The organism is Clostridium sp. YIM B02569 (assembly GCF_022320765.1).
In the GTDB taxonomy this organism is placed as follows: domain Bacteria; phylum Bacillota; class Clostridia; order Clostridiales; family Clostridiaceae; genus Clostridium; species Clostridium beijerinckii.
In genome coordinates, this window is the sequence record NZ_JAKJJX010000026.1 from 82,128 (window position 1) to 93,218 (window position 11,091).

General features: G+C 31.3%; 13 protein-coding genes, 1 tRNA gene and 1 pseudogene. 6 read left to right on the plus strand and 9 right to left on the minus strand.

Translation table 11 applies throughout. The annotated features are described in order from the left end of the window. Positions 1–264 precede the first annotated feature (264 nt). A tRNA-Glu gene (locus L3B96_RS21110) sits at positions 265–339 on the plus strand. Between the two features lie 396 nt (positions 340–735). Here the strand turns inward: L3B96_RS21110 and L3B96_RS21115 are convergent. Further along, positions 736–873 (minus strand): hypothetical protein, encoded by a 138-nt coding sequence (locus tag L3B96_RS21115; protein WP_173706884.1) that lies wholly within the window; start codon positions 871–873, stop codon positions 736–738. Positions 874–1,073: 200 nt separating this feature from the next. Further along, positions 1,074–1,220, minus strand: coding sequence for a hypothetical protein (locus L3B96_RS21120; protein ID WP_155268553.1), 147 nt, complete (start codon positions 1,218–1,220; stop codon positions 1,074–1,076). A gap of 503 nt (positions 1,221–1,723) precedes the next feature. Between L3B96_RS21120 and L3B96_RS21125 the strand changes: the two genes are divergently transcribed. Beyond that, positions 1,724–2,326 (plus strand): transglycosylase SLT domain-containing protein, encoded by a 603-nt coding sequence (locus L3B96_RS21125; protein WP_017210342.1) that lies wholly within the window; start codon positions 1,724–1,726, stop codon positions 2,324–2,326. Positions 2,327–2,701: 375 nt separating this feature from the next. After that, positions 2,702–2,982, plus strand: a pseudogene (locus tag L3B96_RS21130) (hypothetical protein). A 306-nt stretch (positions 2,983–3,288) separates the two neighbouring features. Here the strand turns inward: L3B96_RS21130 and L3B96_RS21135 are convergent. The 6 genes from L3B96_RS21135 to L3B96_RS21160 all read right to left on the minus strand — a co-directional run bounded on the left by L3B96_RS21135 (position 3,289) and on the right by L3B96_RS21160 (position 7,874). After that, entirely contained in the window at positions 3,289–4,965 is a 1,677-nt protein-coding gene (locus L3B96_RS21135; protein WP_077831707.1) for a ribonuclease J, read from the minus strand. A 740-nt stretch (positions 4,966–5,705) separates the two neighbouring features. Then, a complete protein-coding gene (locus L3B96_RS21140; RefSeq protein WP_238948486.1) occupies positions 5,706–6,677 on the minus strand; it encodes a glycosyltransferase in 972 nt (323 codons plus the stop codon). 44 nt (positions 6,678–6,721) lie between these two features. Then, complete coding sequence (locus tag L3B96_RS21145; RefSeq protein WP_238948487.1) at positions 6,722–6,817, minus strand: glycosyltransferase; 96 nt, start codon at positions 6,815–6,817, stop codon at positions 6,722–6,724. A 199-nt stretch (positions 6,818–7,016) separates the two neighbouring features. Continuing rightward, complete coding sequence (locus tag L3B96_RS21150) at positions 7,017–7,340, minus strand: hypothetical protein (protein ID WP_238948488.1); 324 nt, start codon at positions 7,338–7,340, stop codon at positions 7,017–7,019. Between the two features lie 75 nt (positions 7,341–7,415). Next, positions 7,416–7,574 carry a hypothetical protein gene (locus tag L3B96_RS21155; RefSeq protein WP_173706885.1) on the minus strand — a complete coding sequence of 53 codons (159 nt, stop codon included), beginning with the start codon at positions 7,572–7,574 and terminating at the stop codon, positions 7,416–7,418. A 57-nt stretch (positions 7,575–7,631) separates the two neighbouring features. Continuing rightward, positions 7,632–7,874, minus strand: a complete 243-nt coding sequence (locus tag L3B96_RS21160; protein WP_236898325.1) for a hypothetical protein — start codon at positions 7,872–7,874, stop codon at positions 7,632–7,634. Positions 7,875–8,161: 287 nt separating this feature from the next. On the opposite strand from L3B96_RS21160, the gene L3B96_RS21165 reads away from it, so the two are divergent. Continuing rightward, positions 8,162–8,683, plus strand: coding sequence for a hypothetical protein (locus L3B96_RS21165; protein ID WP_238948489.1), 522 nt, complete (start codon positions 8,162–8,164; stop codon positions 8,681–8,683). Positions 8,684–8,804: 121 nt separating this feature from the next. Here the strand turns inward: L3B96_RS21165 and L3B96_RS21170 are convergent, their stop codons facing one another. After that, positions 8,805–9,161: a helix-turn-helix domain-containing protein gene (locus L3B96_RS21170; protein ID WP_077831821.1), complete on the minus strand. Its 357-nt coding sequence runs from the start codon at positions 9,159–9,161 to the stop codon at positions 8,805–8,807. A gap of 144 nt (positions 9,162–9,305) precedes the next feature. Here L3B96_RS21170 and L3B96_RS21175 point away from each other — a divergent pair, with 144 nt between their 5' ends. Then, complete coding sequence (locus L3B96_RS21175; RefSeq protein ID WP_238948490.1) at positions 9,306–10,343, plus strand: NADP-dependent oxidoreductase; 1,038 nt, start codon at positions 9,306–9,308, stop codon at positions 10,341–10,343. 491 nt (positions 10,344–10,834) lie between these two features. Next, positions 10,835–11,091 (plus strand): helix-turn-helix domain-containing protein (locus tag L3B96_RS21180; protein WP_077831823.1); only part of this gene is annotated, 257 nt, incomplete at its 3' end.

Sequence of the window (11,091 nt, forward strand, 5' to 3'; positions counted from 1 at the left end):
TCAAAAAATCATACAAGAGGAGCGATGAGTATATTTTACAATATACACCTCTATTTAAATTACTAACTATATAATAGTTTAACAGATTTTCAGCGAAAAACAAGTATGTTTTTTAAATATTTAGAAAATTATGATTTGTATAAAATGTAACAAATCATTTTTACATTTAAAGCACTCTTCTCTAACTCTTTCCTTTTTTACGGATATATTCAAAAAAGTTGTTGACATAATAGATAAATGAGTGTAAAATAATATTTGTTGTGAGGCCCATTGGTCAAGCGGTTAAGACGCCACCCTCTCACGGTGAAATCAGGAGTTCGATTCTCCTATGGGTCACCAAGTTAGAAATACCAACGTTTGAAGAGGTTCGGATGTTGGTATTTTTCTATTTTTAACTCCATTTTAACGCCATAGTTTTTTATTAATAGATTCATATTTTTAATTTGTGTTTTTAGGTCCTGTTTCGCAATTTTATTCTAGCTAAAATTAAAAAACACCTATATTTCTATAGATGTTTTACTTCTAATTATATGAATAATATGAATTTGAATTTTATATATGGTAGTCAAGTAGAGAAAGCTCTCACGAACTTTCCCCCTCTCAGATCCGTACGTGCCCAATTAAGGCATACGGCTCCTCATATTATTTTACAGAACTTGCTATCTATATACATTTACATTGATTTTAGGCTTAGGTAAAGGATTGTACTTCATATACATTTTAAACTTCTCCAAATCAAAACTTCGCTTTTGGCTTCTGCGATTTAACCACTTGAAAAGTGCTTTCTTTATTAATATAGTGATATAATGATGTAAATTTTTCTTTTGGATTTTGTCTAGCAATTTCTGCTATCTTAAGTAATTTTGTTTCCATTAATTCATCTACTCCTGTGTGCAGTTAATGTTTCCTTAGTTAAGACAATAATATGTAATCTCCTTCCCTACTTTGGCATTACCCACTATCATTGGTACTATGAGATTATCCGACTCCCCATCAACCTTTTAATATTCTTCCTTTTTATCGGTTGTTTATTATACTCATTTTTTTGAGCGCTGATAAGGTCTCCTGAGTTGCTATGTAATCATTGTATAGCATGCTTGGCTCTTTGACCCCGAGGAAGTTATAGTAGACTCGTCATTATCACCTACTATAATATTGCTTTCCAGAGAACCGACACCGTCAGCCTTCCCCAATTTATACTTATTACGAGGCTCATTCACATTCAAGCCTACTACCTAACTGTCAACGCTTAAAATAAATAGTTACCTATTTATTTCCATGACTCGCTACTGAATGATTTGACTTAATCTTTTCAGAATAGATTTCCACCATTTAAATTACACAGCCTTGCTCAACCGCACTGGTTCACCATTCATTATCCTAAATCATCTTCTAATATTAATTCTTTTTATCCCATTACATCAACTTCCCATTCTAGACATTATGCGAAACTAATTTAGACTCTAAAAACATTTTATTGCAAAATAACTAAATTTATCCCACTGAAAAAAATTACTCTTTTCGAATTTATATAATATAGGTTTTAATTTGAGGTTATTAATCAAAATAATTTCAAAATTAAATCTTTATATCACAAGTAAGTGTATTAACATGATTTTTTGGCTCTAAAGAGTCATGAAATAAATACCTGTGAGTTGCACTCTCCCCTATGGGGTAAATGTGTCTTATGGATTTTCATTAAAATTTAAAGGAGTGATGTATTATGAAACACGAGAAATTAAAAAAACTAGTTGCTCTCACTTTAGTAATTGGACTTACATTAACTGAAATGCCGATGCTTGCTAAGGCAGCAACAACAAATTCAACAATAACTACAAATCCAGCAAAACTTGCGAATCTAACGGAGACATCAGTATCAAAGCCTAGTGAAGTTCCAAGTAACATATGGAAATATGCATATAATGTAGATAAGAAATTTAGTAAGAATGGAGATTTTGCATTATTATTATGTGCAGTTATAAAAAAAGAGAGCAATTTTGGTGCAGGCTTATCTGGCAGTCCCTCATCTGGTGATGGATTAATGCAAGTGGAACCAAGTACAAGAAATGCATATGCAGCAAAGTTTAAATCAACATATGGACGAACTTATAATCATGGAAATCTTCAAGATCAGGTAGCATTAGGTGGATTGATTATAAAGGAGATGGTTGATCAATTTGGTGGTGTATATAATGGTTTATTGCATTATAATGGAGGTCCAAACTGGTATCCAGGTTGCACAGACTCATATGGTCGACCAATCCTAGCTGATCAATATGCAAACGCAGTATATAAAACATATAAAAACTATGGTGGAAAGAAATAACGAACAAAATAAGTGGACAAGTTTATTAAATTCCAATATATAATTGACTTTTTTAATTGGTAGTTTCTTGGACTTAGTGTGAAATTGATATAGTTATTTGAATTGATAAATATGATAGGACTGTTCTCATTATTTTTTGAGAACAGTCCTATCTTTTAGCCTATAACCTTTAAAGAGAAGCTATATGCTACAACCAAGAACTTCAATATTAAAAACCTAAGTAACAACATAAATCTAATTATTTTTATACTCCTATATAAGTTATATGTAATCTAGCCATATATACTATATATAGAGGTAAATTTAATGCGAAACACAATATATGTAAAATAATTACTTTAATTCATAACTCTTATATTGAAGATGGAGTTTTATATGGATTTTAATTATATTGAAACTTTAGTTACCAGATGCAAGGATAATGATGATGAGGCAAAAGAAAAATTAGTTTATGATGAAATGTGTGACTATGAGGATTTAAAATTAGCCCTTAAGAATTTAAATAAAGAGGAGGTTGAACTTATAGATTTTATATTCTATAAAAATTACACTGTAAAGGAATATGCTTATTTTAAAAATATGTGTTACTCTCTGCTATTCAAAGAAATAAAAACATATTAATGAAAATCCTTAATAATATTTCATTGTATTATTAAGGGTAAAAGAGTAACAGCTCTAAGGTTAATCCTTGGAGCTGTTATCTTTATATAATACAAATATTTCATTTACCTATTCAAAACTAAAATTGTTAACAACCTCTGTAGTTTTCTCTATATAACTATCAGCAACTTTATCTATTCAATTATAAATATATTTTAATTATCCAAGCCCTTTTGGGCTTCAGACTTCTGATAAAGTGTTAGCAGTCTTTAGTTTTCTATATTTATGCAATATAATATAGTATTTTACGCAATGGAAAAAGGACTTATGAGTGGAAAAAATCTGTATTTTGATTCAACGCTTTATATTTCAGTAATTACTGGCAAGACCATAGGTTTTCTTTTCATTTTTGTATATACATAAGTATTTACTTCTTTTCTTATAGCATCCTTAATTTCTGACCACCCAGTTACATCATTATCAAGACATCTCTCTACACTTTTAAAAACTATTCTTCTAATCTCTCTAATTAAGTCTTCTGAATCTCTAACATATACAAAGCCTCTTGTAATTATATCGGGACCAGATATTAAGGTTCTATTTTCTCTATTTATAACAATAACTACTGTTATAATACCATCCTTTGCTAAGTTTTTTCTATCTCGAAGTACAATATTACCTACATCACCCACACCTAAGCCATCTATAAGAACTCTACCTGCTGGTACCTTGTTAGTTATTTCAGCTTTATTTCTAGCTAATTCTAATACATCTCCTATTTCTAATATAAAAATATTAGATTTATTAATACCCATATTTTCTGCAATCTTAGAATGACTTAATAAATGCCTATATTCACCATGTACTGGTACAAAAAATTTAGGTTTTAATAGTGCCTGAATTAATCTAAGCTCTTGCTCACAAGCATGGCCTGAAACATGTATATCCTCTATTGCTTCGTATATTACCTTAGCACCTTTTTCTGTTAAATCATCGACAACACTCGATACAGCCTTTTTATTACCTGGTATTGGTGTTGATGATATGATAACCGTATCTCCCTTCTCTAGTTGAATACTCCTATGATTGCCTGCTGCTATTCTTGTAAGTGCTGCCATTGGCTCACCTTGGCTTCCAGTCGTGATTATTGTAACTTTATTATCTGGATATTTTTTAACGTCATTTAAATCTATTATCATTTCTTCTGGTATAAATAAATATCCTAGTGACATAGCAACTTCAGATATTTTTTCCATACTTCTTCCACTAAATGCAATCTTCCTACCATTTTTTATAGAAGCATTAGCAATCTGCTGCACTCTATGAATACTTGATGCGAAAGTAGCTACTATTACTCTTCCATCTGCCTTAATAAATAGATTATTTAAAGTTTCACCTACAGTTTTTTCCGACATTGTATAACCTGAACGAGTAGCATTAGTACTATCAGCCATTAAAAGCAGTACTCCTTTTTTTCCGAGCTGTGCATATCTTTGCAAATCTATAATTTCTCCATCAATTGGAGTAAAGTCAATTTTAAAATCACCAGTATGAACAATTATTCCTATAGGTGTATGCAAAGCAATTGACACACTATCTGCTATACTATGATTTGTTCTAATAAATTCAATATTGAAATTGCCTGTTTCTATTATATCACCTGGTTTAACCATATTTAATGTGCAATCACTAAGAATATTATGCTCTTCTAATTTACTTTCAATTAGCCCTAAAGTTAACTTTGTAGCATAAATAGGAACATTAATTTGCTTCAAAACATAAGGTAATCCACCTATATGATCTTCATGTCCATGAGTTATAAAAAATCCCTTTATCTTATGCTTATTTCTTAGTAAATACGTTATATCAGGAAGTACAAGGTCAATTCCAAGAAGTTCTTCATCCGGAAACGACATTCCACAATCTATAATTACTATCTCATCTTCATATTCAAAGACAGTTAAATTTTTTCCTATTTCCCCTAGCCCTCCTAGAGGTATAATCTTTACTTTGCTTTTTATTTTGCTTTTATTTATCATTTTATCTCCTAACTTGTAACTAAGTGCATAAATATATTCTAAGATTCAATTGAAGTTCTTCTAATAGAAATACAACTTCCCTTACTTGTATCTTAGAAGAATCTGTCCACTTAAGTGGCACAATATTCCTTCAAGATGAAGCTTGTATATGCAAAGATACAATGAACTTTTGAGTACAAAAATAGAACTTAATTATCATTAAATTTTTTGTGTTATAAATTTTTCATAATTCCGAAGAGCAATATATACTGTTAAAAGCTTTCACTTTTATAAAAGTTATTTTGTCTAAGCATTTAATTAATAATAATTAATTTTGCAAAGATTAAAAATATCTTACAGTATCTGCGCCTTAATATTTTTATGTAATATTTTGATTATCATAAAAAAACTTGAATAAATACAAATTTAATCACTTATATTTATTCATCTTTTTTTATTATTAAATTATAACCAACTTTACACTTCTTACTAAATATTATCATTAATATTCCTATATAGTCAATTTATATTTATGCTATAATTCAATTCTAATCTGAATCTAATATGAATAAGGTTTACTTATTCATCTTTAATATTAAAGATTTTATCTCTATTTCAAAATGATTTATACACTTTTTCTATATATTTCACCGCATTTTCTAATCCTTTTTCAGACTCAATAATATTTTTGATTTCTTTAGCATTTCTTATATATTCTTTATTTTCCATGCCCTTAAATGCCTTTATTAAATCAACCGATTCTAGATTTTTTCTTTTAAAGTACCTACTGAATACCCTTTTGAAAACAATCTATGTGCCCAGAATGGTTGATCCACTGTAAATGGAATTATTAACTGAGGTACACCACTAAGAAGAGCTTCTGCTGTAGTACCTATTCCTCCATGATGAATTATTCCCTTTGCTTTACTAAATATAAGTCTATGAGGTGCTTTTTCTACTGCAAAAATATTCTCTTCATTTTCAAATGTCATTCCACTTGTTCCAATTAATATTACAGCCCTATTATCAGTTTCTTTCAAAGCTCTAATGAGCTTTTCTTTAAACACCATTGGCTTTTTTAGAGGCATGCTGCTAAAAGATACAACAATTGGTTTTTTACCATTCTCTAAGAAATCGTTTAATCTTTCATCAATTCTACTTTCATCTATATCTAAGAAGAAAAATCCAGAAATTAAAACTCTATCCTTCCAACTCTTCACTTCCTTAAATAGAAACGGACTAATTGGATATACTACTGGAATATCTTTTCCGTTTACTTGAAATGAAAGCTCTCCAGCCTTTCTCTTCTTTAAATGAAGTGATTTACTTCTAAAATCGTTAATATATTTCATGTAAGATGCTTCACCAAAAGAATTAACTTTATAAGTCAGCTTATTAATAAAAGAGCCAAAATTTTTACTAGGAGATATCGCTAAGTTTGGAAATTCTGTAATTGGATATATTATTGGAACTGGTGGCATACAAATGCAAGGTATGTTTAAATATTCTGCAATATCAACTGCTCCTAATGCTTTTGGATGATAAATAATTAGATTGCATCCTTTCGAAGCTGCAAAAAAATCATCCATACTCTTTCTATATGCTGGGTTAATTACTTCTTTGGCATATTTTAACATCTTAAAGATATTATATCTCCCACCGTTAAATATTTCTCTCCCTTCATCGCTCTCAAGAATGGCCATTAAGTCTGATTCTGCTTTATAAAATTCCACACCGTTTTTCTGTACAAAATTTTTAAAAGTTGCTCCTGTACAGATTATTGACTCATGCCTGTTTTTATAAGTTCTTTAGCAAGAGCTGCATATGGCTGAACATCGCCTCTACTACCCAGTGTTAAAAATACAACCCTCATAAAACTCCTCCTTATAAGCATAATTAATTTTTACTTTTAGGTTTAATTAATATAAGACTCTGTTAGATTAAATTGTTGATTAAATCATAAAAAAGTATGACATCTTTTATGCTATACTTTTTTACACTTAGTTTATTTAATCTCTATTCCGAAGTTACCATTATTATCAATTTCATTAATAAATACATTAGATTTTCCACTATAACCTTTTTTCTAAGTACCCTACTACAGATTCTTCATAAGAAATACCTTTGTTGTCCTTGTATGTTAAAATTATTGCATTTTCACCTTGAATACTATTAGTATCAATATTATATTCCAATGATTTTTTAGGCTCTATTTGTGAAATAGTTTTTATAGTATTACCATTTTTGTATTTTAATTCTAAATTAGCAATGGTTTTATCAGTCTTATTTTCAATAGATATTTTATATCCACTACTAAAACTAAATTTGAAAACACCAATAACTAATATTAAAAATGCTATTAACACGCTAATTATAGTTTTATTCTTTTTACTCATAAATTCCCTCCTGCGTACCATATTATATAAAATCATATCATAAGGAATAATTATTTATAACACTCCTTATGAATATTATATAAATTCTGGGACTTTACCTTTATATCCTTTGATTTTAGTATCTACAAAAGGAATAATACTTATAATAATTTCCTTAGCTTTTAGAGCTTGTGTTTTTAAGTTTTCAATTTCAACTTTTGAGGATTCTGATTTGAATATATCGAAAAAAGACATATATTTTCATCCTTTTAATTTATCTGCTAAATTTAATTATTTAATTTCTTTTATTCCTTATTCAAAACTAAAATTCTTAACAACCTCTGTAGTTTTCTCTACATAACTATTAGCAACTTTATCTATTCCATCACAAATATATTTCAAGCTACATCCTTGGCAATTATCTAATATCCCATCATCTAATAAAGAACATTGAAGTTCATCATTAAAAGTAGCATTTCTAATTGCTAAAGCTATTTGCTTTTTATCAAAAATCTCGCATTCTTCTGAATTAAGTTTAAATTCATCTTTAATCATTTTTACAACACACTCCAATAAGTTATTTACAGCTTTAAAATTTAGCAGCTGCTATTATTGATATCTGTTTTATACTGTAACATAACATTAAAATCATGATTAAATTTGTATGCCTAATCTCTTAGCCCTCATTTTACAAGCAAATTCTTATATTCTTAAGTTCTTTTATTCTAAAATTCTAAAAAATATATATTCCTAAATTCTTTAGAATTTTAGAATCTCTAATAAATAGCCATATATCTTTTACGAGGATACATAAAAATACTGCTAAGGAGGGTATATAATTTATGGCTAGAAGAAAAACATCAAAGGTTCCTAAAAATGATTTTGAATATGATGAAGGTGAAGTATATGGATTTACTAGCGAAGCTCCTATAGCTGGTGACTGCATATCTTCCTTCTCTTTTGATGATGATTCTGATACTATTCAAACTAATTCTGAATGTAAATCTAATAATGCTGTTATTCAAGAAGATCCTAAAAATAATATTCAAGCTAATACGTCTTCAACTAGTAGCAGCAATTTTCAAAATAGTATAACTAACTCCATAGAAATAAGAAATACTTTAAACCCTACAAAAGACTTATTTGATAATAGAAGAACTCCACTACCTAATGGTGCCACTCCTGCCATTGATGGGGAGACTCCAAATATTAAAAGAAGCTACACCCTTAGAAGTTCCACCATAAGAAAAATAAATGAATTAAAGAGCATTCATCCAGATATTAATGTATGTGTCAGTACCATAGTTGATATTGCTATAGATTATTATCATAATCATATTTTAAATGAAGATGGCACTCAATAATTTAATTTATCTATTTTAATTTCAAATAATTATTTATTACCTAGATATGAACTAATATATTTTATTTCATATATCCTTTCAGATTTTAGAATGCCCCAAAAGCCTTCCATTGGACGATTAGCTATATCTTATCCGAATGTTGCTCTGACATTTTTTTACCCAGCTCATTTAAAACTTCATAAGCAGGCTCTAAATATTTACAAATATCCGTCAAAGAATATTCCACATGAGGAGGAATCTTATTAAATTCCTTTCTTTTCACAAGACCATGTTCTTCCAAAGACTGCAAGGAACGGGTTAGCATAATATTAGTTATTCCAGGTATATTTCGCTTAAGTTCATTATATCTAATGCTTTTTGTACGGTATATAACGAACAAGATAGGCAGTCTCCACTTTCCACCAATGATTTCAAGAGCGTCAATAATGTGACATTCGTCTTTGTAATAAATTATCTTGTTTCCTTGTTGATCTGTCATCAGTAATACCTCCGATTTTAAGGCACAAAATTATGCGTACTTGTTATTATCTTACCTATAAAACTATAATAACACTATACATCAAAAGCAAACAATATGTAAGTGATACAGTGCTCAAAGATTAAGAAAATAGGAGGAAATTTGATGATTACTACAATTCAAAATGAGAAAGATATTTCGGCGAACACTATGAAGGCAATTCGCTTCCATGAGTTCGGTGGTCCTGATGTGCTACGTTACGAGGACGTGCCGCGTCCTGAACTTAAGGCAGGCGAGGTGCTCGTTCGCGTTCACGCAATCGGCATCAATCCACCCGACTGGTACGTGCGTGAAGGGATGAAGATTCTTCCTCCCGAGATGAGGCCGACTATACCCTTACCTTACATTCCTGGGACAGATATATCCGGAGTTGTCGAGGCTGTAGCTGCGGATGTGAAGGACTTTTCCATAGGCGACGACGTTTTTGGCATGGTTCGTTTTCCCAAACATAGGAGTAATGCTTATGCGGAGTATGTTGCTGCTCCTGCATCGGATCTAGCACTCAAGCCTGCTGGCATCGATCACGTGCATGCAGCAGCGGCGCCGATGTCAGGGCTCACTGCATGGCAGTACTTGATTGACCTTGGGCATAATGAACCAAACCCGCTTCAACCGGCGCTGCATCGCCCAGTGCCGCTCAGCGGCAAGACTGTGCTTATAAATGGTGCTGGAGGCGGAGTGGGACATTTCGCCGTACAGCTGGCCAAATGGAAGGGGGCTAATGTCATCGCAGTGGCATCAGGTGCGCATGAGACGTTCCTACGCGAACTTGGTGCAGACGAATTCATCGACTACACCAAGAGCCTTCCTGAGAATGTCGTGCATGACGCCGATCTCGTTATCGACGCCCTTGGTGGTCCCACAACCGGTCGTTTCTTGCGAACACTCAAGCAGGGCGGCGCTTTGTTTACGATTTTCTTTGGTCCCGCTGATGCTGATGAAGTTGCAAAGCTAGATGCAACAATCTCCATGCTACAAGTTCACTCGAACGGTTCGCAACTCTCGGAATTTGGCCGCTTGCTTGATTTAGGTACAGTACGTGTTGCCATTGACAGTACGTTCCCACTTGCTGATGCTCGCAAGGCGCACGAGAGGGCTGCCCGCGGGCACATTCAAGGCAAAATCGTGCTTACAGTTGTGTAAGGTCTAAAGCAAGAATGTAACTTTCGGTAACAGCTGGAAGTTTAGCGTGCACATTCAAGGAAAGCATCTGCTATGCAGCCCAAACAACCTAAATAAATAAGTCACAGGACGAGTCATCATTTTAATAAGTGGTGGCTCTTCTTTTGGTCACTTTGTTACATGTTTATAAGTAGTTCTATTTTTAAAAATCAGGTTTATGTTGCGACATAATAAACTTAAAGATAAAACGAAGATATGTCAAAAGATAAAGTACTAATTAACAACTCTTTCATTTTAATTATAGCTATATTATAAATATTATTAAATTTCCAAAGAGCGTTGCTATATAATAAATTCAATAGTATACTATTATAATTAAGTATCCCAAAGTACTATAACACTTAAAAAGTAACTAATAGTTTTTTAGCATTTTAATACATAGATGCTGAAGTGCAAATCACCAAATATTTACTCTTTATCTTAAAATATAAAAAAGAAAGTATGTGCAATTTATGAAAAAAGAATTACCCTCTTGTTCCGTTGAAACAACATTATTACTTATAGGTGGGAAGTGGAAAGTGTTAATATTAAGAGACCTTATTAATGGAACTAAAAGATTTGGAGAGTTGAAAAAATCAATAAATTCTATAAGTCAAAAGGTGCTTACACAGCAGCTAAGAGAAATGGAAGAAGATGGCCTTGTAGAAAGGACTGTATATGCTGAAGTACCGCCGAGAGTCGAATATTCACTTACTGAAGATGGAATGAG

What these genes read in the sequence shown, in the direction of transcription:
- L3B96_RS21175 (WP_238948490.1), top strand. Translation starts at nt 9,306, where the DNA reads ATGATTACTACAATTCAAAATGAGAAAGATATTTCGGCGAACACTATG.
- L3B96_RS21145 (WP_238948487.1), bottom strand. Translation starts at nt 6,817, where the DNA reads ATGAGGGTTGTATTTTTAACACTGGGTAGTAGAGGCGATGTTCAGCCA.
- L3B96_RS21115 (WP_173706884.1), bottom strand. Translation starts at nt 873, where the DNA reads ATGGAAACAAAATTACTTAAGATAGCAGAAATTGCTAGACAAAATCCA.
- L3B96_RS21150 (WP_238948488.1), bottom strand. Translation starts at nt 7,340, where the DNA reads ATGAGTAAAAAGAATAAAACTATAATTAGCGTGTTAATAGCATTTTTA.
- L3B96_RS21135 (WP_077831707.1), bottom strand. Translation starts at nt 4,965, where the DNA reads ATGATAAATAAAAGCAAAATAAAAAGCAAAGTAAAGATTATACCTCTA.
- L3B96_RS21125 (WP_017210342.1), top strand. Translation starts at nt 1,724, where the DNA reads ATGAAACACGAGAAATTAAAAAAACTAGTTGCTCTCACTTTAGTAATT.
- L3B96_RS21160 (WP_236898325.1), bottom strand. Translation starts at nt 7,874, where the DNA reads ATGATTAAAGATGAATTTAAACTTAATTCAGAAGAATGCGAGATTTTT.
- L3B96_RS21155 (WP_173706885.1), bottom strand. Translation starts at nt 7,574, where the DNA reads ATGTCTTTTTTCGATATATTCAAATCAGAATCCTCAAAAGTTGAAATT.
- L3B96_RS21165 (WP_238948489.1), top strand. Translation starts at nt 8,162, where the DNA reads ATGGCTAGAAGAAAAACATCAAAGGTTCCTAAAAATGATTTTGAATAT.
- L3B96_RS21170 (WP_077831821.1), bottom strand. Translation starts at nt 9,161, where the DNA reads ATGACAGATCAACAAGGAAACAAGATAATTTATTACAAAGACGAATGT.